Annotated in this window: 17 protein-coding genes; 4 read left to right on the forward strand and 13 right to left on the reverse strand. The window is 71.6% G+C overall.

Annotated features, from left to right (window positions below):
* Positions 1-7: 7 nt before the first annotated feature.
* The 12 genes from CWS50_RS07330 to dinB form a co-directional block, all read right to left on the reverse strand.
* Positions 8-1276: a UDP-N-acetylglucosamine--N-acetylmuramyl-(pentapeptide) pyrophosphoryl-undecaprenol N-acetylglucosamine transferase gene (locus tag CWS50_RS07330; RefSeq protein ID WP_127842259.1), complete on the reverse strand. Its 1269-nt coding sequence runs from the start codon at positions 1274-1276 to the stop codon at positions 8-10.
* Positions 1269-2648, reverse strand: a complete 1380-nt coding sequence (locus CWS50_RS07335) for an FtsW/RodA/SpoVE family cell cycle protein (protein WP_243118228.1) — start codon at positions 2646-2648, stop codon at positions 1269-1271. The genes CWS50_RS07330 and CWS50_RS07335 overlap by 8 nt, the downstream gene beginning before the upstream one ends.
* Positions 2645-4165 (reverse strand): UDP-N-acetylmuramoyl-L-alanine--D-glutamate ligase, encoded by a 1521-nt coding sequence (gene murD, locus CWS50_RS07340; protein WP_127843331.1) that lies wholly within the window; start codon positions 4163-4165, stop codon positions 2645-2647. The genes CWS50_RS07335 and murD overlap by 4 nt, the downstream gene beginning before the upstream one ends.
* Before the next feature lie 240 nt (positions 4166-4405).
* Positions 4406-5494 carry a phospho-N-acetylmuramoyl-pentapeptide-transferase gene (gene mraY / locus CWS50_RS07345; protein WP_127842261.1) on the reverse strand — a complete coding sequence of 363 codons (1089 nt, stop codon included), beginning with the start codon at positions 5492-5494 and terminating at the stop codon, positions 4406-4408.
* The gene (locus tag CWS50_RS07350) at positions 5491-7002 is read right to left on the reverse strand and encodes a UDP-N-acetylmuramoyl-tripeptide--D-alanyl-D-alanine ligase (protein WP_243118229.1); all 1512 of its coding nucleotides are present in this window, start codon (positions 7000-7002) and stop codon (positions 5491-5493) included. Before CWS50_RS07350 ends, mraY begins: the two co-directional genes overlap by 4 nt.
* Positions 6999-8585: a UDP-N-acetylmuramoyl-L-alanyl-D-glutamate--2,6-diaminopimelate ligase gene (locus CWS50_RS07355; RefSeq protein ID WP_127842263.1), complete on the reverse strand. Its 1587-nt coding sequence runs from the start codon at positions 8583-8585 to the stop codon at positions 6999-7001. The genes CWS50_RS07350 and CWS50_RS07355 overlap by 4 nt, the downstream gene beginning before the upstream one ends.
* Before the next feature lie 130 nt (positions 8586-8715).
* Positions 8716-10515: a peptidoglycan D,D-transpeptidase FtsI family protein gene (locus CWS50_RS07360; RefSeq protein WP_127842264.1), complete on the reverse strand. Its 1800-nt coding sequence runs from the start codon at positions 10513-10515 to the stop codon at positions 8716-8718.
* A gap of 6 nt (positions 10516-10521) precedes the next feature.
* On the reverse strand, positions 10522-11007 hold the full coding sequence (gene ftsL, locus CWS50_RS07365) for a cell division protein FtsL (protein WP_127842265.1): 486 nt from the start codon (positions 11005-11007) through the stop codon (positions 10522-10524).
* A complete protein-coding gene (rsmH, locus tag CWS50_RS07370; protein ID WP_371855185.1) occupies positions 11004-12146 on the reverse strand; it encodes a 16S rRNA (cytosine(1402)-N(4))-methyltransferase RsmH in 1143 nt (380 codons plus the stop codon). The genes ftsL and rsmH overlap by 4 nt, the downstream gene beginning before the upstream one ends.
* 179 nt (positions 12147-12325) lie before the next feature.
* Positions 12326-12757, reverse strand: a complete 432-nt coding sequence (gene mraZ / locus CWS50_RS07375; protein WP_119835665.1) for a division/cell wall cluster transcriptional repressor MraZ — start codon at positions 12755-12757, stop codon at positions 12326-12328.
* Positions 12758-13444: 687 nt separating this feature from the next.
* A complete protein-coding gene (locus CWS50_RS07380; protein WP_127842267.1) occupies positions 13445-13831 on the reverse strand; it encodes a DUF3040 domain-containing protein in 387 nt (128 codons plus the stop codon).
* Between the two features lie 139 nt (positions 13832-13970).
* Entirely contained in the window at positions 13971-15206 is a 1236-nt protein-coding gene (gene dinB, locus CWS50_RS07385; RefSeq protein WP_127842268.1) for a DNA polymerase IV, read from the reverse strand.
* A 217-nt stretch (positions 15207-15423) separates the two neighbouring features.
* Between dinB and CWS50_RS07390 the strand changes: the two genes are divergently transcribed.
* The gene (locus CWS50_RS07390; protein WP_127843332.1) at positions 15424-16194 is read left to right on the forward strand and encodes a spermidine synthase; all 771 of its coding nucleotides are present in this window, start codon (positions 15424-15426) and stop codon (positions 16192-16194) included.
* Positions 16195-16242: 48 nt separating this feature from the next.
* Here CWS50_RS07390 and CWS50_RS07395 read toward each other — a convergent pair whose 3' ends face one another.
* The gene (locus CWS50_RS07395) at positions 16243-17181 is read right to left on the reverse strand and encodes a PAC2 family protein (protein WP_127842269.1); all 939 of its coding nucleotides are present in this window, start codon (positions 17179-17181) and stop codon (positions 16243-16245) included.
* Positions 17182-17567: 386 nt separating this feature from the next.
* Here CWS50_RS07395 and CWS50_RS07400 point away from each other — a divergent pair, with 386 nt between their 5' ends.
* The 3 genes from CWS50_RS07400 (at position 17568) to CWS50_RS07410 (ending at position 24181) form a co-directional block, all read left to right on the forward strand.
* A complete protein-coding gene (locus CWS50_RS07400) occupies positions 17568-20081 on the forward strand; it encodes a HelD family protein (protein ID WP_127842270.1) in 2514 nt (837 codons plus the stop codon).
* Positions 20082-20406: 325 nt separating this feature from the next.
* Positions 20407-22311 carry an AMP-binding protein gene (locus CWS50_RS07405; protein WP_243118538.1) on the forward strand — a complete coding sequence of 635 codons (1905 nt, stop codon included), beginning with the start codon at positions 20407-20409 and terminating at the stop codon, positions 22309-22311.
* A 46-nt stretch (positions 22312-22357) separates the two neighbouring features.
* A complete protein-coding gene (locus CWS50_RS07410) occupies positions 22358-24181 on the forward strand; it encodes an AMP-binding protein (RefSeq protein WP_127843334.1) in 1824 nt (607 codons plus the stop codon).
* Positions 24182-24295 lie beyond the last annotated feature (114 nt).

Here is a 24295-nt window from a genome sequence, read left to right on the forward strand (position 1 = left end):
CCCGCGCCTAGCGCGGCCCGTCCTCTTCCGGGGCCACGTCCGCCTCACCCGGCTGCCTGGCGCTGTCCTGCACCAGGGCCGTCAGTCGGGCAGCGGCGTCACGCACACCTGTGGAGGCCGCGGCCTGGGCCATGGCGCCGCGCCGTCGAGGATCAGTCACCACCGCCGTGAAGTCCAGGACGTCGTCCACCGTGAGCCGGGCGTCGAGGACCAGCCGACCGCCTCCGGCCGACACGACGTCGGCAGCGTTCAGGCGCTGCTCCCCGTTACCCACCGGCAGGGGGACGTAGAGGGCCGGTAGCCCCAGGGCGGTCAGCTCAGCCACCGTGCCCGCGCCCGAGCGGCAGATCACGCCGTCCGCGCACGCGTAGGCCTGCTCCATGGTGGTCAGGTAGTCCAGGACGTGGTAGCGCTCCCCCAGGTCCCGTCCCCCCTCGGTGCGAGCCGCCTGGGCCAGGGCCTCACGCACCGGGGCGTCCTTGCCCCGGCCGGTGAGGTGGACAACCTGCAGGGAGGCGGGCAGACGTGGCGGGTCGGCAGCGACGGCCTCAGCGAGCACCTCGTTGAGCCGCTGCGCGCCCAGGGAGCCCCCGGTCACCAGCAGGACCGGGGCCGAGGGGTCCAGCCCCAGCGCCGTGGCAGCCTCCTGGCGGGCCTGCCAGGCCTTCTCCTCCGTGGCGCGCGCGGCAACCAGGTCAGCCACGGCGGGCCTCAGGGGCAGGCCTGTGACCTCGGTGCGTCCTCGCCGGGCTGACAGCCGTGTCGAGGCGAAGGTCAGGGCGACCGCTCTGGCCCAGGAGGCCCCCAGGCGGTTGGCCAGCCCGGGCCGGGCGTTCTGCTCGTGGATGACGACGGGCACTCCCGCCTTGCGGGCTGCCAGGTAGGCGGGAGTAGCGACATAGCCGCCGAAGCCGACGACCACGTCCGCGCCAACCGTCTCGACGGCCTCCGCAGCCGCGCCGACCGCCCGACCCATCTGTCGTGGAAGCCGCAGCAGGTCCCCGCTGGGGCGGCGTGGCAGGGGGACCCGGGGGACGTAGGCGAGGTCGAGGCCAGCCTCGGGTACCAGTCGGTCCTCCAGCCCCTCCCTGGTACCGAGGACCAGGACCCGGGTCCGGGGGTCCCCGCCGCAGCCGGGGTCCTGCAGTGCCGCAGCAGTGGCCAGCAGCGGGTTGACGTGTCCTGCGGTCCCGCCTCCCGCCAGAAGGACCCGCAGCGGCCGGGCAGCGGCCGCGCCAGGGCGGGAAGCGGCAGCGGTCTCAGCAGGCTCAGGCACGGTTCCTCCTCGGGACGATCACCGACAGGGTACGGCGCAGGGCGCCGGGGCTTGATCTCAGGGCCTCCTGGGCGCCCGGCTCGTGACGGGCGAAGGCCAGCAGGACACCCATGGCCAGGAGCACGGAGACCAGGGCGGTCCCGCCCCGGCTGACCAGGGGCAGGGGCAGCCCCAGGACGGGAAGGATACCGGTCACGACCATCATGTTGATGAGGGCCTGGCCCACCACCCAGGCACCGATAGCCGAGGCGGTGGCCACCACGCGCGGGTCCGTGTGCCGCCGCATGGTCCGCAGGCAGCAGCCCCCGATGACCGCGAACAGGGCGATGACCGTCAGGGTGCCCAGCAGGCCGAACTCCTCCCCCAGCACCGCGAACACGTAGTCGGAGTCCGCCTGGGTGAGGTAGCCCCACTTCTGGCGCGAGGAGCCGGGGCCGACCCCGAACCAGCCTCCTGTGCCCAGCGCCCACTGGCCGTGGCGCGGCTGGTAGCCCACACCGGTGGGGTCGGCGCCGTCAGGACGCAGCCAGGCGAGGATCCGGGCGCGACGGCTCACCGACAGCAGGGAGGCGGTCATGAAGAGGAGCAGCCCCAGGCAGCCCAGGGCGGCAAACCACCTCCGGGCCAGGCCGCCCACCCACAGCGCCCCCGCGACGACAAGGACCAGGACGATCACCGTGCCCAGGTCCTGACCAGCCATGACGCTGAGGACGGCCAGAGCCACCATCACCCACCCAGCCGTAACCGCTCGCCCTCGGCGACCCTGGACGTACCAAGCCACCAGCGTCCCCAGGGCCAGGGCCAGGGCCAGCTTCATCAGCTCCGAGGGCTGGGCCGTGCCGATCCCAGGAACCTGGATCCAGTTGCGGTTGCCGGAGACGTTGACACCGATGGGAGAGAAGACCAGGAGCTGCATCCCCATCGTCAGCACCAGCGCCACCCAGGCCAGCCTCGGAAACCAGGACAGGGGCATCCGGGAGAGCGCGAGCATCCCCACGACGCCTACGACGGCAAAGACCAGGTACTTGGCGAAGTCCGTGTACGGGTTGCCTCCCGTGGCGGCCACGGTCACCGACTGGACCGAGAAGACCATGACAAGCCCCAGGGTCAGCAGGACCAGGGTGGACAGCAGCAGCGCGTAGTAGGTCAGTGTCGCCTGCTCCCCCCTGCGGCCGCCCCTCCCGTCCGCGACACCGCGCTCCTGGTCCGGGCGTGACCGTCTCCGGGAGCCCCGCCACCGCGTCCACCGCCGGAGCCGGGACCGCAGGCCCTCGCTGCTGGACGGGTCCTGACCGACGTGACCCTGGGACGACGTCGACGACGTGGAGGAGGCTGCGGGCCGCAGCGTCGGTGCTGAGACAGACGCACTCACTCCTGGCACCTCCTCTGCCTCCCGCTACGCCCCCCGGTCCCTGACGTGTCCGCGGCGTCGCTCGACTCCTTCCCCACCAGCGCCCTCACGGCGGAGGCGAAGAAGTCCCCGCGCTGGGCGTAGGAGGAGAACTGGTCCCAGGATGCGCAGGCGGGGGCCAGGACCACCGTGTCGCCGTCACGGGCCAGACGGGCGGCCTCACTCACCGCCGCTCGCATCAGGGCAGCGGGCGGGGCGTCAGGGACCTGCCGTACCGGCACCTCAGGAGCCTGTGCCGACAGTGCCGCCAGGACGTCGGTCTGGTCCCGCCCGATCACGACCGCGCCACGAAGGTGCGGTCTCACGGCAGCAACGAGGTCGAGGAACTGGGCACCCTTGGTGTCGCCCCCCACGATCCACACGGCGCTGCCAGCAGGCAGGCCGCTGAGCGCAGCCTGGGCCGCGTGGGGGTTGGTGGCCTTGGAGTCGTCCACCCAGGTCACCCCGTCCGCCTGGGCCACGGTGACGCTGCGGTGCGCCCCCGGGCTGTAGGCGCGCAGCCCCGCAGCGACTGCCTCCTCGTCGGCGCCGCCAGCGCGGGCCAGGCACGCTGCGGCCAGGGCATCGGCCACGATGTGCCCGGGCAGCCTGTCCACGGCCGCGCCCGGCGCGAGGTGGGCCAGGTCCAGGGTCGTCGCCAGCTCGACGGCGTGGGTGCGTCCACGAGGGTGGAAGGCGCGGTCCACGAGCAGGCCGTCCACCACACCAACCTGGCCCGGGGCAGGGGCAGCCAGGGTGAACCCGACCGCCCGGCACCCCTCCACGACGTCGGCATGCTGGACCATGTCGCGGGTGGCCCGGTCAGCCACGTTGTACACCGCTGCTGCCCTGGTCCGGGCGTAGACACGGGCCTTGTCCGCGGCGTAGGCCTCCAGGCCCCCGTGCCAGTCGAGGTGGTCAGGCGCCAGGTTGAGGCACGCTGAGGCCAGCGGGGAGATGCTCGTTGTCGTGTGCAGCTGGAAACTGGACAGCTCGACAGCCAGGACGTCGGCCCCGCCCTCCAGGACCGCCTCGGTCACGGGCCTGCCGATGTTGCCCACGGCAGGTGCTCTCAGGCCCGCGCAGCCCAGGATCTCCGAGAGCATCGAGACGGTGGTCGTCTTGCCGTCCGTGCCGGTCAGAGCCAGCCAGGCCACGTCCGGGCGGGTGGAGTCCTGCTGGAGCCTCCAGGCCAGCTCGACCTCGCTCCACGTCGTCGTGCCGGCACGGGCCAGCGCCCTGAGGACGGGGCCGGTGGCGGGAACTCCCGGGGAGACCACGACCAGTCGCAGGTCGCTGTCCTCCAGCGCCCGTGCCGTCACCTCCGCATCGCCCACGGTGGCACCCGTCACCGTGCTCCCCAGTGACTCGACCGAGGACTCCCGGGAGTCGAAGACGTGGACCTGCGCACCCAGGGTGGTCAGCGCCTCCACAGCAGCACGACCGCTGCGCCCCAGACCCACGACACCAGCGCGGGCACCCTCCAGGTCCTGACGCAGCGGCCTGCCGACCGGACCGCTGGTCCGAGTACGCCGCTCCGGGGGCAGGCTGCTGGTCGTTGCGGTGGTCACGGTGCTGTACACCCTTCTGCTTGGTGCTGGTCCTGGCTGTGGTCAGCGCCGTCAGCGCCGCCAATGCTGTCAACACTGTGGTCAGGCGCTGTGGTCGATGCGGTGGCGGTCGGCACGCCCCGCGGACCCGCCGACACGGGTGCCGTGGCACGGCCGCGCCCAGGGTACTCAGGCTACGAGGAACTCCGCGTAGAACAGGCCGAGCCCCCCGATGACGCACAGGCCGGCGATGATCCAGAAGCGGATCACGACGTTGACCTCGCTCCATCCTCCCAGCTCAAAGTGGTGGTGGAGGGGAGCCATGCGGAAGACACGCCTGCCAGTTGCCTTGAAGGAGGCGATCTGGATGACGTCGCTCATGACCTCGGCCAGGAACAGCCCTCCCAGGACCACGGCAAGGAACTCCGTGCGGGTCAGGATCGACAGCCCGGCCACGGCTCCTCCCAGAGCGAGGGAGCCGGTGTCCCCCATGAAGATCTTGGCCGGGGAGGCGTTCCACCACAGGAAGCCGAAGCAGGCACCCATGAGGGCGGCGGAGACCATGGCCAGGTCCCTCGGGTCGCGCACCTGGTAGCAGGTCGTGGCCACCACGTCGGAGTGGCCGTAGAGGCAGGACTGGTTGGTCTGCCACACCCCGATGAGGGTGTAGGCAGCGAAGACCATGGCGGAGGCGCCCGCTGCCAGGCCGTCCAGGCCGTCGGTAAGGTTGACCGCATTGGACCAGGCGGTGATAAGGAAGTTCGCCCACAGGATGAACAGCAGCAGGCCCACGAAGGCCCCGGCGAAGGCGAGGTCCAGGGAGGTGTCCCGGGCGAAGGAGACCCGGGTGGAGGCCGGGGCGACGCCCTCACGGTCGGTAAAGCGCAGGGCCATGACCGCGAAGCTGATGCCGATGAAGGCCTGGCCCGCGATCTTCTGCCAAGCCCGCAGGCCCAGGGAGCGCTGCTTGGAGATCTTCTCGAAGTCGTCCAGGAAGCCGATGAGCCCGAGCCCGACGACGAGGTACAGCAGCAGGACACCGGAGGCCCGGGGGGTGCGCAGCTCGGTGAGGTTGGCCAGGGCGTAGCCCGCCACCGTGGACAGGATGATGACGACACCACCCATGGTGGGGGTGCCACGCTTGGTGAAGTGCCCCTGCGGGCCGTCCTGACGGATGAACTGCCCGTACTCCTTGACCTGGAGGTAGCGGATCAGCAGCGGTGTCCCCAGGAGCGTGCCGACCAGGCCGACAAGGCCGGAGACGAGGATGGCGGTCATCGGGGGCGAGCCTCCTTGAGGTGGTCGGCCAGGCGCCAGGCGCCGGAGCCATGGGATCCCTTGACTAGGACGGCGTCGCCGTCACGAAGCAGCGTGCTGGCCTGGGCCACGGCCTCCTGTGCATCAGCGAGGCCGACGGCCTCGACACCCTTGGCTCGGGCTGACTCCAGGGCCGGCTCTGCCCCCGCTCCGATGCCTACCAGCAGGTCGACCCCTGCCTGGGCCGCCAGCAGGCCCGTCCGGGCGTGGTCAGCCACCGAGGCCTCACCCAGCTCCAGCATCTCGGAGACGACGACGACACGCCGCCGCTGTCCCGCCAGGGCGGGCAGGGCCGCCAGGGCTGCGGTCATGGAGTCAATGTTGGCGTTGTAGGAGTCGTCGATAAGCAGCAGGTCACCCCCGAGCACAGCCACGTCCATCCGGTGCGGGCTCTCGATCTCCACCTGCCCCAGCTGGTCGGCGACGACCTCAGCAGCGGCCCCGGCAGCCAGCGCGAGCCCGGCCGCAGCCAGCGCGTTGGAGACGTTGTGCGCCCCGGGAACAGCCAGGTGGACCCGTCGGGGCTCGGCGAGCCCGGGAAGGCTGAGAGTGAAGGACGCCCGGGCTCCCTGGCCCACGACGACGTCGCTGGCTCGCAGGTCAGCGCGGCCTCCGCTGGCTGAGAAGGTCAGGACCGGGCCGGGTGCGCTGCTAGCCATAGCAGCAGCTCGCTCGTCATCAGTGTTGAGCAGGGCCGTGCCCCCGGGCAGCAGGCCGGAGAGGATCTCCTCCTTGGCCTGGGCCACACCCTCAATGGACCCGAAGCCGCCCATGTGCGCATGGCCCACCATGAGGACAGCAGCCGCGTCCAGGGGGGCGATACCGGTGAGGTAGTCGATGTGGCCGGGGCCGGAGGCACCCATCTCCAGGACCAGGTAGCGCGTGGTCTCGTCGGCCTCCAGCACCGTCAGCGGCAGCCCGATCTCGTTGTTGAAGCTGGCCTGCGGCGCGACGGTGGGACCGCAGGCGGCCAGGACCTGGCGCGTCAGGTCCTTGGTGGTGGTCTTGCCCACCGACCCGGTCATGGCAACCACGTCCAGGCGGCTGCCACGAGCGAGGGCCGTGCGGCGCAGGTCCGCCAGGTGGGCGCGAGCCAGGGCGCCTAGCGCCTCCACAGTGTCGGGAACCACCACGAGTCCCAAGGGCAGGTCGGCAGCCGTCTCCTGGCTGCCCCGGGTGGCCCCGGAACCCGGGAGCACCCGGGAGGCCTCCTGCACTGACTGCGGCGTTACTGCGGCCAGGCTCTCCCGGGCCGCCTGCAGGCTGGTCACCAGCGCGCCCACGGCCCCCCGCTCCAGGGCCGAGGCCAGGTGGGCGTGTCCGTCGGTGCGTTCCCCGCGCACCGCCACGAAGAGCGAGCCGGGTCGAACCTGCCGGGAGTCAGTGACCACCGGCCCGTCCACGACCGCGTCAGGTCCCAGGAGGCTCCCGCCGACGAGGGCAGCAGCCTGCGTCAGGGTGCGGCTCATGCCTGGGGCCACTTCTGGGCGACGGCCTGGGCCATGACCGGGGCGTCGTTGTAGCGGATGAACTCGCCCCCGGCCTCCAGGAAGGGCTCGTGACCCTTGCCCGTGACGATGACGGTGTCCTGCGGTCCGCACAGCTCCACGCCCCGGCGCACGGCGTCGCCACGCCAGGTCGTGACCTCCTCGACGTCGTGCAGGTCCGGGCGCACCGAGCGCACCCCCTCCAGGACGGCGTCACGGATGGACTGGGGGTCCTCGCTACGGGGATTCTCGTCAGTGACGACGAGGACGTCCGCGAGCCTGGCGGCCACCGCGCCGAGCATGGGGCGCTTGCCCTGGTCACGGTCGCCGTCGGAGCCGAAGACCACGATGAGACGCCCCGGGGTGATGGGCCGCACAGCCTGCAGCGCCAGCTCCAGGGCGTCCGGCGTGTGCGCGAAGTCCACGATGCACAGCCCCCGGGTCCCGTCACGCTGGCTGATGCGCTGCATCCGCCCGGGGACGGCGTGGGCGGATGCCAGCGCCTCCACCGCAGTCTGCGCCGGGACCCCGGCGCGCAGGGCCATGACCAGCGCCAGGGCGGCGTTCTGCACGTTGACGGCACCGGGCAGCGGGCAGGAGGCGGGGAGCTCCTGCCCGTCGGGGCCGTGGAGGACAAAGGTGGTCGCAGCCTGCGTCAGGGAGACGACGGCGTCACTCACCCACCACTCCGCCTGCGCGTCACCAGGGTAGGTCCGGAGCCGTTCCACCGGCACGGCAGCCGAGGCGGCCAGCTGTCGACCCCACTCGTCATCGACGCACACCACCCCGTGGTGCGCGTGCTCCGGGGTGAACAGCCGGGACTTGGCCTCCAGGTAGCCCTCCATGGTGCCATGGAAGTCCAAGTGGTCACGCTGGAGGTTGGTGAAGCCGACGACGTCCAGGACCGTCCCCTCCAGCCGGTGCAGGACGACAGCGTGGCTGGAGGCCTCCAGGCAGGCCGCACCCACCCCCTGCTCCGCCGCCAGGGCGAGCATCCTCTGAAGCACCGGGGCCTCGACGGTGGTACGCGGAGACTCCACGCGGGAGCCGCCCACACGCAGCTCGACGGTGCCAGCCAGCATGGTGGACCCCAGGTGCGCCGTGAGGACCGCGTCCAGGAAGTAGGTCGTGGTGGTCTTCCCGTTGGTCCCGGTCACGGCTGTGGTCACCAGCTGCCGGGCGGGGTGGTGGTAGATCCCGGCAGCCAGTGGCCCGGCAAGCGCCCGCGGGTCGGGGCAGGTCAGGACCGGGGTGCCGTGAGCCGTCTGGCGGGCCAGGGACACCCCGTCAGGGTCGGTCAGGACGGCGACGGCACCGCTGTCCACGGCCTGCCCGCAGAACCGGGCACCATGGGCGGTGAACCCGGGCACCGCGACAAAGACCTCTCCAGGCGCCACGTCCGCAGAGTCCACAGAGGCTCCGGACACCTCCAGCCCAGCCAGGGCGGCTGCATCCTGGTCAGCCGCAGGGGTGGCACCCAGCCGCTGGGCGAGCACCTCCAGCGAGGTGGGCGCGTTGTGCTGTGGCCGCAGTGAGGCTGCCGACTCGTAGGCGTGGTTGGTCATGGTTCCTCAATCTATCGCGAGCCCGGATGTAGATCCCCCACAGAGGAGTATCAGTGACGCATCTCGGAGGTGCTAGCTGTCACGTCTGCCGTCCCTGCCTCTGCCGTCCCGTCCCGGCGCCGTGACCCGGTCACCGCGCGTCCACACCGTCAACCTGCTCCCCGTCCTCCTGCGCCGCAGCCCCGGCGACGACTGCGGGGTCGGGGGCGATCCCCAGGGACTGCATGGCTGCCAGGGCCACCTCACGAAACACGGGTGCCGCCACCGTGCCCCCGTACACCCCGTCGGGGCGGTAGACGATGACGGCGATCGCCAGCGCAGGCTCCTTGGCTGGCAGGAAGCCGACGAAGGAGGCCACCGTCCCGTCCTCGGTGAGGATCTCGGTGGTACCAGTCTTGCCCGCTACCAGGTAGCCGTCAATGGAGGCCGCCTCGGCGGTCCCGCCCTCCTGGGTGACACCGATGAGCATATCCGTGAGCGTGGCAGCCGTCTCCTCGCTGATGACGCGCACCCCCTCGGGCGCTGTCTGCGTAGTCTCCTCGCCGTCTGCGGTGATCCAGGCCTCAATGACCCGTGGCGCGATCCGGACACCACCGTTGGCGATGGTTGCCAGCACCTGGACGGCCTGGAGGCTCGTGCAGGCGATCCCCTGCCCGAACATGGTGGTGTAGCGGGTGCGGTCGTCCCACTCCTGCGGGGACGTGAGCAGCCCGGCGGACTCGGCGGGCATCTCGATCCCGGTGGGCGCCCCCCACCCGAACCTCTCCATGCAGGAGTAGCGGGCCTCGTCCGAGACCCGCTCGCCGACCTGGACCGTACCAACGTTGGAGGACTCTGCCAGCACCTGAGCCGTCGTGAGGACCTGGTGGTCGTGAGGGTGGGAGTCCCGGAAGGACTGGCCGTTGGAGGCGGCCCAGGTGTAGGGCACGTTCCACGTCTCCTCGGCAGTGACGGCCCCCTCCTCCAGGGCGGTCGCGAAGGTCACCACCTTGCCGACGCTTCCGGGCTCGAAGACGGCCTCCACGCTGCGCGCACCACGGTCCTCCTGCGCGGCTGCCGCCGGGTCGGAGGGGTCCACGGAGCCGGAGTCCGCCAGGAGGAGCACCTTGCCGGTGGAGGGCTCCACAGCCACGACGACGCCCCACAGCGCCGACTCCTGGGCAACCACCTTGTCGATCGCTGCCTGGGCTATCGACTGCAGGTCGGGGTCCAGGGTGGTGCGCACGGTGGTGCCGGGCACCGCCTCGTCGTCCTGCTGGTCCCCGGTGGGGATGATGGCCCCGGTACGGCCGATCTCCTCACTGCCACGCCCGTCGGTGCCGGTCAGGAGGTCGTTCTGGGTCAGCTCGAGGCCGGCGGAGCCGATCAGCTGGCGGCTGTCGCCCTCGTAGGTGTAGCCCAGGACGTTGCCGGCGACGTTACCCGCCGGGTAGGTGCGCCGGGTCCGCTGGTCGGGCTCCACACCGGGTATCCCCAGCGCCTTGATCCGGCGCCAGGTGTCGGGATCGACCTCCTGGGCGATGATCGAGTAGGTCGACTTTCCCACCAGCGCGGCCCCCAGCTCCAGGGGGTCCTGGTCCAGGACGGGAGCCAGCTGGGCCGCAGCGGCCGCGGCCCCGTAGCCCACCACGACCTCCCGCGTGCCCCCGGTGGCCTCGTCGGCCTGCTCCTCAACCTGCTCGTACTGGGACACCGCCTGCTGGTTGACTCCGACGTCGTAGGTGACGGCGCTGGAGGCCAGCACCGTCCCGTCCCGTCCCGTGATGTCCCCGCGACGAGCACGGTTGACCCAGCTCACGGTCCGCTCCGCCTTGGCCCGGGCTGCCAGCCGTGGTCCGGCGACTGCCTGGATGTAGGCAGTACGGCCCGCAAGAAGGCCAAACAGGCCGACTCCTGCCAACCGCAGCGCCTGACGACGAGAAGGGTTCACCGGAGGCTACCCCGCCTGGTCCGCGTCGTCGCCGGCAGAGGCGCCCTCCGTCAGCGTGGAGCGCTCCAGGTCCACCACTCCGGGAGCCCCCGCCGGGACCATGCCCCGTTCTGAGGCACGAGTCGCCAGGGAGTCCGGGGCGGAGGCCTCCTGGACGTCGGTGCGCAGAGTCTCCACGTGGTCGTTGAGGACGTTGAGCTCGACCTGCGCCTCCTTCATCCGGTAGGCGGTGTCGGCCATGCGGGCGTTGAGCAGCATGGAGGCGACCAGCGCCCCTGCCAGGACGAGGATGATGAGTGCCAGGAAGGGCAAGGTGGTGCGTGCGGGGGCGGCTCCTGTGACCACACGCAACCGAGGACGGCTGGTACCCGCCTCGTCGTGCTGGAGCCCACGGGCGTCCCTCTCGCCTGCTGCCGGGGAGCCGCCCCAGGACACTGCGGAACGACGTGTCGCAGCGGGACGGGTCGCCCGCGCTGTCGCGACTGCGCTCATCTCTTGCTGGCCTTTCCTCGTCGGTTGCTGGTGTCTGTACGGTGCGCACACGGGCCGCCGCGCGGCTCGGGTGCTGGTGCCTCCTGCACGCTCCTGGTGCGCGCTGCTGCCCGCAGCCTCACGGACGCCGCGCGCGGGTTGAGCGCGACCTCGTCGGGCCCAGCCCTGACGACGCCGTGGGTGAGCAGCTCGAGGTAGGGAAGGTCGGAGTCCGGGACGGCGGGAAGACCGTGGGGCGCCCTGGTGGTCGCGCCTGACACCAGTGCCCGCTTGACGATCCTGTCCTCCAGGGACTGGTAGGACTCCACCACCACACGCCCACCGACCCGCAGGCAGTTCAGGACCTGCGGTAGCGCGGTCTCCAGGATCTCCAGCTCGGAGTTGACGGCGACGCGCAGCGCCTGGAAGGTGCGCTTGGCGGGGTGGCCCCCGCTGCGGCGCGACGCCGCCGGGACCACCCGGCGGACCAGGTCAGCCAGGTCCTCGCTGGTGGTTACCGGGTCCCCCGCCTCACGGCGACGCACCACCGCCCGGACGATCTGGGAGGCGAAGCGCTCCTCCCCGTACACCCGCAGGATCCTGGTGAGGCTGGCTGCGTCCTCAGCTGCCAGGAGGTCACGGGCCGTGGGACCGGTGGTCTGGTCCATGCGCATGTCCAGGGGCGCAGGTCTGGAGTAGGCGAAGCCGCGGGCGGCCTCGTCCAGCTGGAGGGAGGACACGCCCAGGTCCATGAGGACGGCGTCAACGGTACCGTCCGCTGCGCCTCCAAGGAGGGGCGCGTGCTCCCGCACGATCTCCCCCACCTGGTCGTAGGTACCGTGGACGGCGAGGAAACGTCCCCCGTAGCGGGCCAGCCGCGCCTGGGCCAGGCGGAGAGCCTCCGGGTCGCGGTCGATACCGATGACACGCAGACCCTGGAAACGGTCCAGGGCTGCCTGGGTGTGCCCGCCCATGCCCAGGGTGCAGTCGACCAGGAGCGGTGCGCTCCGCCCCGCCCCCCCGGCGCCGGAGCCCGCAGCAGCCAGGGCAGGTTCCAGGAGCCCCAGGCAGCGCTCCAGGAGGACAGGCACGTGCCGACGGGCGACGTCCTCCGCCTGCAGCGGCTGTGATGGTACGGGTGTCGTACCAGCAGCGGTCACGGCATGTCCTCCTTCCGGTTGTCTTTCTGCTACGTCGGCCTGTCCTGCCGGGGCTACCGCCCCCTGCCCCCCGGTGAGCCGCCTGGCCAGGACTCCTCCCGTGGTTCCGGCACCGGGGAAGAGGTGCCGGACTCGGCATCGGGCGGAGACCTCGCGAGGCGGGTCACCGTCGGGGCGGCTCAGAAGAACCCGGGGATGATCTCCTCGGCAGTGTCGGCAAAGACCTGCTCCTGAGCGGCCAGGTAGTCGCTCCAGGCAGTGGCGTCCCATATCTCCACCCGGGCTCCCGCCCCGATGACGGCCAGGTCCCGTCTCAGCCCGGCATAGCTGCGAAGCTGAGCGGGCAGGGTGATCCGCCCCTGCTTGTCCGGGACCTGGGAGTCCGCTCCTGAGAGCATGACTCGGATGTAGTCGCGTGCCTGCTTCTGGGCCAGAGGCGCCTCACGGAGCTGTGCGTACATGCGTTCGAACTCTGCGGAGGTGAACGCGTACAGGCAGTGCTCCTGACCTCGGGTGATCACCACGCCACCAGCCAGCTCCTCACGAAACTTGGCCGGCAGGATGAGACGGCCCTTCTCATCCAGCTTTGGGGCGTGGGTGCCCAGGAACAACGGGACACCTCCTTCCCCTCGGCTTTCCCCTGGCCCCCACCTTACTCCACTTTCCTCCCCTCACTCCCACGCCGTGCGGGGAGACCGTCGCGTCACGACGTCGTCTTCCGCCACATCAAGCGGATCTGTCGTGGTGGAGGGAAGTGGAGGAGGAACGCGACACGCCAGTCACGGCCGACCCGCCGGGGCGCAGGACGTCCGCAGTCGTGGTGTCCAGGGAGGTCCAGGGAGGTGGTGCCGGGCGGCAGGCACAGGCGGGCGCAGGAGCCCCGGGACGAGCACGGCAGGACGGGATAGAAAGAGGCAGGGTGGGGGCCGCAAGAACACAGGCTGTAGGGACGCGGGACACGCAGGGTTGGCGTGGAGGGTGCAGGCGGGGTTTGTGTGGAGGACACGGGAGAGACCGCGCCACCACTACGGTACGCGAGTCCCTGGGACGTCGGCCGTCAGGACATCGGTCCGCCCAGCCAAGGCTGAGGCCGAGGGCGCCCGGGGCCGTCACGCCCGGCCCACCGGCGGGAACAACCGGGTGGAAGGCAGTGGAGGGACACGACTGCGACACCCAGCGAACGCAGGGACAACCGGCACGCCCGCTCGGCGCGCGTCACACGGACCTGGCTGAGGAGGCGCGCGGCCCCGGGGCACCTCCCTCAGGGGCACACACACCTCACCTTCGTCAGGCGTGGCTCAGCCCTGGGAGCCGCGCCGCCGGTCCCACCGCTGCGACTGGCGGTCCATGAAGGTGGAGCGCCGTGAGGGACGACGGGACGACGGCTCAGGACCGCCACCGGTCTCCACACGCGTCAGGGCGAGACTGACGCCCCAGACAGCCACACCGAAGCCGACGACACCCAGCAGGATGGAGACCACGCTGTTGCGCACGACCACACCGCTGACGACCAGGCTCATCCCCACCAGCACCAGGGCGACTCCTGCCCCGATGTGCCTGGGGGACAGGCGCAGGGGACCAGTCGGCTGCCTGCTGTCCATCGTGTCGGCCAGTCCTGGGTCCTCCTGGTGGAGCTGCGACTCCAGATCACGCAGGACCTGCTGCTCTCGCTCTGACAGTGCCATCGTGCGCCTCGTTTCTGAGCCAGGGGGTGGAGTCGTGTGCGTCGTAGCGGGACGGTCCACACGGTCGGCTGGGGCCGCTGTTCCGCCACAGCCAGGATAGGCCTTGTTCGGCCCCGGGAAAACCTGGACGCCAGATTGGTCACCCCTCGGGACGCGGCGAGGCCGGTGAGGGCAGCAGGCTGGCTGGTCTCAGGGCCTGCCCGCCCCAGCGTCTGCGCACGGCGTCAGCGGCTCTCTCCGGTGCACCGTAGCGGGGGTCCTCGTCCAGGAGGAGCTGGACACCCTCCTGGACGCGAGACAGCCCCTCGACCCGTACGCCCAGCAGGCGGAAGCCTCCGGGGGGCGTGGGAAGCGTGTCGAGGAGGCCGCCCAGCGCCTGCCAGACGTCACGGGCGAGGTCCGTCGGCACGGGCAGGGTCCGCGAGCGGGTCACCGTGGTGAAGTCCGCTCCCCGGGCCTTGAGCACCACGACGCGGCAGCGAAGGGATCCTGCGCGCAGCCTGGCGGCGCAGTGGTGGGTCTGGTCCAGCAGGACCCGGCGAACGTGCTCACGGTCAGTAATGGTGGAGTAGAAGGTCGCCTCGGTACCGACGGACTTCTCCTCGCGGACCGGGTTGACGGGTCTGGGGTCGATACCGCGGGAGAGGTCGTGAAGATGGCGCCCGGCAGCGGTACCAAGGATCTTCTCCAGACGGCGCACGTCCGTGGCGGCCAGCGTGCGCACGTCCTTGATGCCCCAGCGATGGAGCACCTGCGCGCTCCTGGCACCCACCCCCCACAGCGCCTCCACAGGCAGCAGGTCCAGGAAGTCCTTGGTGGCCGCAGCCGGGACCAGGAGCAGGCCGTCAGGCTTGGCGTGGGCCGAGGCGAGCTTGGCGACGAACTTGGTGGAGGCCACCCCGACCGAGGCGGGCACACCCACACGGTCACGCACCTGCTCACGGATCCAGGTGGCGACCTGGACGGGGCCGCCCATGCGGCGCCTGGCGCCCGAGACGTCCAGGAATGCCTCGTCCACACTGACTCTCTCCAGGACGGGGGTCACCTCCGCCAGCACAGCCATGACCCTGGCTGACACCTGGCTGTAGAGGTCGTGGCGCACGGGCAGCACCACGGCCTGGGGGCAGCGCCGCAGCGCCTCCGCCATGGACATGGCTGAGGACACGCCGTAGGCACGGGCCTCGTAGGAGGCGGCAGAGACCACGCCACGTCCGTGGGAGCCACCGACGACAACCGGCCGCCCCTCCAGCTCGGGATGCTCCATGACCTCCACGGAGGCGAAGAAGGCGTCCATGTCCACGTGCAGGATCGGGGTCCCGGAGTCGTCCTCGCCCCAGGAGCGGCGGGCAGCCTGCGCCCGCGGAGCCCTGCTCATGACCTCTCACCTCTCTTTCTCAGCCGCCTGCCGCGGCTGTACACCGACAGCACTCCTGCCCCGAGCTCCTGCCAGCCGCTGCGACGGTACCTACCCCGCAGTGCGCTCCGGCACAGCACCCCGCACGCAGTACCTTCATCCAGGCTAGCCTGTACCCGTGACACGTAAGCCCGGCATCAGGAGGCTCGTGTCCCGTCGGTCTCACCAACCCGACGCCGTGCAGACGCTGCCCTCGGGACCTGTCACCACCTCCTGCTCCACCGCCGAGCTGGTTGTCAGGGACACTGGGGTGCTGCTTCTCCTGGACGGTACGGAGTCCTCCTACCTTGACCTGCGCGACCCTGCCCACCTGGACTTTGAGTACCACCAGCAGATGGACGCGGTGCTGGCGGTTCTGCGCGGCCCGGACACACCGGTGCGGGCCGTGCACCTGGGCGGGGCGGGGTGCTCACTCGCCCGGGCCTGGGACGCGGCTCGGCCCGGGTCACGGCAGCTGGCGGTCGAGGTCGACGAGATGCTGGCCCGCCTGGTCCGCCAGTGGTTCGATCTGCCACGCTCACCACGCCTACGGATCAGGGTCGGTGACGCGGCCGAGGTCGTGGAAGCCCTGGGGGCCAGGAGCTGGGACGTCGTGGTGCGTGACGTGTTTGCGGCCGCACAGGTCCCGGGCTCCTGCCGCACCGAGCAGTTCCTCACCTCCTGCTCCTCCGCCCTGGCACCGGGGGGAGTGCTGCTGACCAACTCCCTGTCGGCCCCACGCGCCCCGCTGCACGAGGAGCTGTCCGTCCTCACCAGGATCTTCGGAGGTGTCCTCGTGGTGGCTGACGCCGCTGCGGTCAGGGGCAGGCGGCAGGGAAACGTCGTGACCGTCGCGCGGCACACCCCGTACAGCGCCCGCGAGCGCGACGAGATCGACCGTGCGGTACGACGCCTGCTCCTACCCGTACGCACCTGGGAGCCCGAAGACCTCCCGCTGCCCCGCCGGTGAGGGACCGCTGGGACCGCTGAGCGAGCCCACTAGTAGCCGGACAGGGCCTCAGCCCTCCGGGCTGGAGCTCCAGCCCTGCTGCCCCAGGTCGCCGGACTCGTTGGCCTCCAGGAAGGCCTCCAGCCGGGCGCCGATCTCGTCCGCGCTGGGCAGGTCGAGCACCGGGGCCGCACCGGAGGCGTCAACCGACGAGATCCGCGGGGCCAGCGCGTCGTACTGGGCCTCCAGGGCAGACACGACGGCAGAGACCTCCGGCTGCTGGGCGGCCTCGGCGTCGATCTCGGCACGGTTGGTGCTGGCGGCGGCCTCCAGGTCTCCCACGGGCAGGGCCAGCCCCGTGGACTGCACGACGGCTGTCAGCAGGGCCGAGGCCCCCTGCGGGAACTCGTCCCGGGCCACGTAGTGGGGGATAGCAGCCGAGACACCCCGGGAGTCCAGCCCCAGCTCGCCCAGGCGCATCTCCAGGTATGCCGCCAGGGAGCCAGGGAGCTCGACGTGGCCGAAGATCTCTGCCTGGGTGGGCAGGAGGTCCGGCTGGCTGCCGTGGAAGTGGACGTAGGTCGGGCGCGTGTGGGGCACGGCCATGGGGATACCCCCGATACCCACCGCCTGGCTCACGCCCATGGACACCACCAGGTGCGCGACGGCGCCGACGAACTCGTCCCACCGGTAGTCGGGCTCGGTGCCGTGCAGAAGCAGGAGGTCCTCCCCGTTGTCGTCGTGGAGAAGGTCCAGGACCAGCTCAGGCATGGTCACCGAGCTGTAGGTGTTGTGGGTGAAGGTCATGACCGGCCGCCGGGCGCGGTAGTCCACCAGCGAGTCGACGTCGAAGGTCGCCAACCGCTCGTTGGGAAGCGTCATGAGGAGCTGCTCGACAGCAAGCGACCCGGCGTTGCCGGCGTCCATGGCTCCCTCGAAGTAGTGGATAAGGACGCGCGGGGAGACCGGCTGGTCCGCTGGGTGCTGCACGCTGAACAGTGGTCTCACAGATCTGCCTCCTTCCTCGTGTCTCCTCGTGTGCTGCCTGGCCGGACCGCCGCAGGCGACCCGTACTGCTCGAAGCCTAGACGAGCAGAGCCGTCTGCACAGCAGGCAGTGCCCGGCAACACCGGCAGTAGTGAGTGCCTCGCGCCTCCAGGTCCGTCAACAGGCAGAACAAGCCGGGACACCAACGTGTTCCCGGCACGCCGGGCGGCAACGGCCGCTGTTCGCCATTGGCTTTCCCGCCGCCACATCAGCAGGAGAATAATAGAGCCTCCCTGTGCCGTGGGAGGCTACGGCACCGTGCACCGTGTACACCGTGCGGACGACGGGTCGCTCTGCCGCCACCAGCCAGACCACGCCTCGTCCGCCCTGACCCTCAGTGAGGCCACGTGAGTCACACACCACCCCCCTCGGGCGACCAGTCGGCATCCCAGCGACCAGCGTCTGCTGAGTCGGCCGAGGCCGCCCGTCGCCGCGAGCTCGACACCGAGCAGCAGGTGGTTGACCTCGCCTACGCCGAGCTGGACCGCCAGCTGGACCGGGCACGCCGCTGCCTGGCCGAGACCGAGGCGCAGGAGGTCACCGGAACCCACCAGTCACGCGGTGAGCGCGACGCCTACGCCGTGCACTACTCCAGCCTGGTCTCCTCCCTGGAGGGAGTGGAGTCCAGGCTGGTCTTCGGGCGGATGGACATGACGGCCCAGGCAGCCCAGGCAGCGGGAGGCTCCTCCCCCGTCACACGTCGCGGCGCACGCCACTACGTGGGCCGCACCGGGCTGCAGGACTCCGCACACCGCGAGGTGGTCCTGGACTGGCGCGCGCCCCTGGCCCGAGCCTTCTACCAAGCCACCGCACGCGACCCGATGGGGCTGGTGCGCCGCCGCCACATCGACACCCGCGACCGCACTGTGGTGGGCGTGGAGGACGAGCTGATCGACGTCACCGCCCTGGACGGGACGGGCGGGCACCAGGACGGTCACCAGGGCAGTGGGGACAGCAGGGGGCGCGCCCGCAGCCTCCAGGAGGAGCTCCAGGGGGAGGGTGCGCTCATCGCGGCCATGTCCGCGGCACGCGACGGCCGCATGGGCGACATCGTGGCCACGATCCAGGCGGAGCAGGACCGGGTCGTCACCTCCGGCGGCAGGGGCGTCCTCGTCGTCCAGGGCGGTCCTGGCACAGGCAAGACCGCGGTGGCGCTGCACCGGGTGGCCTACCTGTTCTACTCCGAGCGCGAGCGCCTGGAGCGCTCTGGGGTGCTGCTGGTCGGTCCCTCCTCGACGTTCCTGCGGTACGTGGAGCAGGTCCTGCCCTCACTGGGAGAGACAGGGGTGGTCTCCACCACCATGTCCGACCTCCTGCCCGGGGTGCGGGCGCGCGGTACCGAGCCCGCGCGGGCGGCAGAGGTCAAGGGGCGCTCCGTGTGGGTGGAGGTCCTGCGCCGCGCGGTGCGCAGCCTGCAGCGGGTTCCTGACGGGCCGCGCACCATCAGGGTCCAGGGCACCAGCCTGACCCTGGAGCCCTCGCAGGTGCGCGAGGCGGCCACACGAGCCCGGCGCTCCGGCAAGCCCCACAACCAGGCCAGGGAGCCGTTCGTCCTGTGGCTCCTGGAGCGGCTGACCGACCAGTACGCGGCCACCACGGGACAGGACGCCTCTGACCCTGACACACGCGCCTGGATCCGCGAGGACATCCGCACGGCACGTGACGCGCGCCGGGAGATCAACCTGTGCTGGATGCCGACCACGCCCACGGGGCTCCTGGAGCGGCTGTGGGCGCGCCCCGACCTCCTGGAGAGGCTGGCCCCCGAGCTCACCGGGGCTGAGCGCGATCTCCTGCACCGCCCTGCTGGCTCCGCCCTGACCGCCGCCGACGTGCCCCTCCTGGACGAGCTGGCCGAGCTGCTGGGTCCCAGCGAGGACGCCCAGGCCCACCAGGCCCGCCTGGAGGCTCAGCGCCACGAGCAGCTGGTGGCCTACGCCGCCCAGGCTATCGAGTCCCAGGAGCTGGGGGACGGCATGGTCAGCGCGCAGATGCTGGCCCAGCGGGTCCAGGAGACCGGCCCGTCCCTGACCCTGGCCGAGCGCGCCCGTGCGGACAGGAGCTGGACCTACGGGCACGTGGTCGTCGACGAGGCCCAGGAGCTGGGCGCCATGGCCTGGCGCGCCCTGGCGCGCCGCTGCCCGGTCCGCTCCTTCACGGTGGTCGGTGACCTGGCCCAGTACTCCGGCCCCCACGCGCCCGCCAGCTGGCCAGAGGCGCTGGCTGGGCTGGGAGCGTCGGCGAGCGGGGGACGCCAGCGAGGACCTCGCGGCCACGGTGGCGGGAGACCGCCGGGGTCGACGCCCCTGCGCCAGGAGGTGCTCAGCGTGTGCTACCGCACCCCTGCCACGATCATGGCGGCGGCCGAGGCCGTGGTTGGCGGACTCGGGCACCCCGCCCCCTACCCGGTGCGCTCTGTGCGCGACCTGCCTGACTGCCTGCACGTGGACGACCTCTCCGGCACCCAGTCGGCGCAGGACGACCAGGCCTGGGGACAGGTTCTGCGTGACGTGGTCAGCGAGGAGCGCGACCTCCTGGACTCCTGGGCCGGTCCCGGTGGCGGGCGCCTTGCGGTCATCACCGCAGAGGCTGACCAGGTAGCTGGCCAGGTGGCCCGGGCGCTGGGCCAGGACCCGGTGCTGGCCCAGGCCATGGAGGCACCCGGCGGTGACGTGCTGCGCGCCCGTGTGGCGGTGATGGCGGCGGTGGCGGCCAAGGGCCTGGAGTTCGACGTCGTCGTCCTGCTGGACCCCGGCCGCCTGGCCGCCACCAGCCCGGGGGACCTGTACGTGGCCATGACCCGGCCCACGCGGCGCCTGCGTGTCCTGTGCCGTTCCACCCCGCCCCAGGGCCTAAGCGGGTGACGCCCTCTGCCGGGAGCCGTGGGCTGGTCTCCCGAGAGCCTGAAGGGAGGTTGCGGTGACACCACCCCTGCCGGGAGCCGCGACACCACCGATGAGCGTGATGACACACTGTCCGCCTCCCGCGACAGGAGACGAGGTGAGCAGGGACTCTGTAGTCAAACTGCCGCTGTCCGCCTCCCGCGACGGGACGCGAGGCTACGCACCCGTAGGTTAGCGTTGCACCCAACACAGTACCTGCCCCTGCAGCAGCCGTCCTGGAGGGTGGCCGCCAGCACCGCCCACGTCTTTGAGCGAAGGAGAGACCGTGAGCACCCAGAGCACGCCCGTGCCCCCTGAGTCCTGCGGCGACGGCACGTCCGTCCCCCGCTCCCCGCACTACGCCCCGGGGGTCCCCGCCACCGTCCCCCCGGTGACCGAGCCCCTGTCCTGCATGCTGCGCGACGCCGCGAGGCAGTTCCCCGACCAGATCGCCCTGGACTTCATGGGCGCCACCACCACCTACAGCCAGCTGGCCCAGCAGGTGTCCCAGGCCGCCCAGGCCCTGCGAGGGCTGGGCGTGCAGGCTGGCGACGTTGTGGCAGTGGTGCTGCCCAACTGCCCCCAGCACGTGGTCCTGGCCTACGCGGTGTGGCGCGTCGGTGCCGTGCTCGCCGAGCACAACCCCCTGGCTCCAGCCTCCCAGCTGCGCGAGCAGGTACGCATCCACCAGGGGCACGTGGTCATCGTCTGGGAGAAGACCCTCGAGCGCCTGGTCCAGGCCACCGGCTCCCTGCAGGAGGTCGGCCTGGCGAACCTGGAGGTGTGCTCCGTGGACCTGTCACGGGGCCTGCCCCTGCGCAGCCGCCTGGCACTGCGGCTGCCGTTCGCCGCCGCCCGGGAGCGCCGTCGCGAGCTGCGGGGCCGGGTCCCTGCCGGGGTCCGCTCCTGGGACGACATGGTCGCCTCCGCTCCGGCCCTGGCCAGCATCCACCCGCTGCCCGGCGCGGGGGACCCGGCGGCCCTGCTGTACACCGGTGGCACCACCGGCACGCCGAAGGCCGTCTGCCTCACCCACGTCAACCTGCGCTCCGACGCGGAGATGAGCCTGGCCTGGGCCTCGCGGACCACTGTGGCGGGGCAGGAGACCTTCTACGCGGTCCTGCCGTTCTTCCACGCCTTCGGGCTGTCCCTGTCGCTGCTGTGCGCCGTGGGCCTGGCCGCCACCCAGGTGGTGCTGCCCAAGTTCGGCACCGATATGGTCCTGGCGGCCTGGAGGCGCAGGCCTGCCACCTTCTTCCCTGGAGTCCCCGTCATGTTCGACCGGCTGGCGGCCCGAGCGGCAGCCACGGGCGCGGACCTGTCCTCCTGCAAGGTCGCCGTCTGCGGGGCCGCTCCCAACCCCGTGGCCGTGGCCCAAGCCTGGGAGGAGGCCACCGGGGGTGTCATCATTGAGGGCTACGGGATGACCGAGTCCTCCCCCATCGTCCTGGGCAACCCGATCTCGCCCGAGCGCAGGCCCGGGACGCTGGGCGTGCCCTACCCCTCCACCGAGGCGAGGCTGGTGGACCCTGACGCCCCTGGCCGTGAGGTGGCCCCCGGTGAGGTCGGCGAGCTGCTGGTCCGTGGTCCTCAGGTGTTCTCAGGCTACTGGCAGGACCCACAGGAGACGGCGAAGGTGCTGACCGAGGACGGGTGGCTGCGTACCGGTGACCTGGTGCGCGAGGAGGACGGCTTCTACGTCATCGCCGACCGCCGCAAGGAGCTCATCATCTCCGGGGGCTTCAACGTCTACCCCTCCGAGGTGGAGGAGGCGGTGCGCTCCATGCCCCAGGTGGAGGACGTCGCCGTCGTCGGCCTGCCCGGCGAGGCGGGTGGGGAGTCCGTGGTCGCGGCCATCCTTCCCAAGGAGGGGCAGAACGTGACCCTGGAGCAGGTCCGCGAGTGGGCCGCCCGGACGCTGTCGCACTACGCCCTGCCGCGTCAGGTCGCCATCCTCTCCGAGATGCCTCGGTCCCAGATCGGCAAGATCCTGCGCCGGGCGGTACGTGAGGAGCTGCTGGCCGCGCGCGAGGCCGCCTCGGAGGCAGCCAGCGCGGCCGTGACCTCCGTCAAGGAGCACCTGGCTGGGGGCGGCAGCCAGGTCGGGGACGCTCCAGCCCGCCAGGGCGGTACCGAGACCGGCCGCAGGGACGACCAGGGCACCGGCAGGGACACCCGCAGCACCGGTCGCGACGGTAGCGACCATGGCTGACGCACGACTGGGACGCATGGATGGGCACGTGACTGGCAAGGCTGACATGACCGAGACCGCCACGCCACAGCCCGCTCAGCCACCTGGCCCGTCGGCACCGCCGACGCAGCGTGCCGGGGACTCGGGCCTGTACCACCGGCCCCACTACCAGCCAGGCATCCCTGCGATCATCAAGGTACCTGACTCCGGCGTGAGCAGCCTGCTGGAGACGGCTGCAAACTTCTACCCCCAGCGGGTCGCCCTGGACTTCATGGGTGCCACCCTCACCTACGCCGAGCTCCTTGAGGCCTCCGAACGTGCCGCCTGGCTGCTGCACCATGCCGGCGTGCGCCACGGCGACCGTGTGGCCCTGCTGCTGCCAAACTGTCCCCAGCACGTCGTCGCCATCTACGCGGCCCTGCGGCTGGGGGCGATCGTCTCCGAGCACAACCCCCTGGCCCCGGCCGCGGAGGTCCGCTCCCAGCTGGCCAGCAACGGCGCGCGGGTGCTGGTGGCCTGGGAGAAGGGTGTGGAGCGCCTCCTGGGCCGCCAGAGCTCTCCTGGTGCTGATCCTGTGCCTGGTCACGCGCCCGGCCGCGTGCCTGGCCGCACGGACTCCCTGCCGACGGACCTGACAGTCTTCAGCGTGGACCTGTCGGCAGCCATGCCCCGTCGGGTGCGGGCGGCCCTGCACCTGCCCGTGCCCCGCGCCCGCCAGGCACGCGCCTCCATGAGGGCTGACCACCTCCCGACGCGAGTCCGGTCCTGGGACCGTGAGGTGGCCCGTTGCCAGCGCCTGCCCGCCACCCACCCCTACCCTGCGGTCCACGACGTCGCGGTCCTGCTCTACACCGGTGGCACCACGGGCACACCCAAGGCGGCGATGCTGACCCACGCCAACCTGCGGGCCAACGTGAACCAGGCGATCGCCTGGGTGCCGATGCTGCACGAGGGGGCGGAGACCTTCCTGGCGCTCCTGCCATTCTTCCACGCCTTCGGGCTGACCTTCAACGTGCTCAGCGCCGTGCACAAGGCGGCGACCCAGGTGCTGCTCCCCCGGTTCGACGTGGACCAGGTGCTGGCCGCCCACAGGCGTCGGCCCTTCACGTTCTTCGTCGGGGTGCCGGTCATGTTCTCCCGCATCCTGGAGGGCGCCCAGGCCCGCGGGGTGTCCCTGCGGACCCTGCGCTACGGCGTGTGCGGTGCGGCACCTATGCCGCGTGAGGTCGGCCAGCGCTGGGAGGAGGCGACCGGGGGCTACTTCGTGGAGGGCTACGGGATGACCGAGACCAGCCCCATCGTCTCGGGCACGCCGATGGGACCGGGACGTCGGCTGGGCTCTCTGGGGCTGCCCTTCGCCTCCACCGACGTGCGTGTGGTGGACCCCGACGACCCCTCCCGGGAGGTGCCCGACGGCGAGCCAGGCGAGCTCCTGGTGCGCGGCCCCCAGGTCTTCGCCGGGTACTGGGAGGACCCCGAGGCCACCGCAGCCGCCCTGCTGGAGGGCGGGTGGCTGCGCACCGGTGACATGGTGCGTCGGGAGGACTCCTTCCTGTGGATGGCCGACCGCAGGCGCGAGCTCATCCTCACCGGGGGCTTCAACGTCTACCCCTCCCAGGTGGAGGCGGCGGTGCGCTCCCTGGAAGCCGTGGCCGACGTGGCCGTGGTGGGCCTGCCGGACGGGGCCGGCGGGGAGGTGGTGGCGGCCGTGGTGGTCCTGGAGCCGGGCAGGCAGGTGACGCTGGCGGAGGTGCGCGCCCACGCGGAGGCGACCCTGCCCCGCTACGCCCTGCCTCGCTGCCTCGAGGTGGTCGAGGAGCTACCGCGCTCAATGATCGGCAAGGTGCTGCGCCGGGAGGTCAGGCTCAGGCTGCTGGAGGGCGGCTCATGACAGGTGGTGACCACGGCTGCCGCTAGCCCACCACATGGCGGCCAGGCAGGGCGGGACGGGACGCGGCAGGCGCGCCACCCGGCGTCACCTAGCGTCTCGGCGCCTGTGCCGCCT

Origin of the sequence: Actinomyces wuliandei (assembly GCF_004010955.1) — a bacterium.
Classification (GTDB): domain Bacteria; phylum Actinomycetota; class Actinomycetes; order Actinomycetales; family Actinomycetaceae; genus Actinomyces; species Actinomyces wuliandei.

Bases quoted from the DNA above. Each gene is read 5' to 3' on its own strand.
- ftsL (WP_127842265.1), bottom strand. From the start codon at position 11,007: ATGAGCGCAGTCGCGACAGCGCGGGCGACCCGTCCCGCTGCGACACGT.
- mraY (WP_127842261.1), bottom strand. From the start codon at position 5,494: ATGACCGCCATCCTCGTCTCCGGCCTTGTCGGCCTGGTCGGCACGCTC.
- CWS50_RS07380 (WP_127842267.1), bottom strand. From the start codon at position 13,831: ATGGCACTGTCAGAGCGAGAGCAGCAGGTCCTGCGTGATCTGGAGTCG.
- CWS50_RS07410 (WP_127843334.1), top strand. From the start codon at position 22,358: ATGACCGAGACCGCCACGCCACAGCCCGCTCAGCCACCTGGCCCGTCG.
- CWS50_RS07355 (WP_127842263.1), bottom strand. From the start codon at position 8,585: ATGACCAACCACGCCTACGAGTCGGCAGCCTCACTGCGGCCACAGCAC.
- dinB (WP_127842268.1), bottom strand. From the start codon at position 15,206: ATGAGCAGGGCTCCGCGGGCGCAGGCTGCCCGCCGCTCCTGGGGCGAG.
- CWS50_RS07350 (WP_243118229.1), bottom strand. From the start codon at position 7,002: ATGAGCCGCACCCTGACGCAGGCTGCTGCCCTCGTCGGCGGGAGCCTC.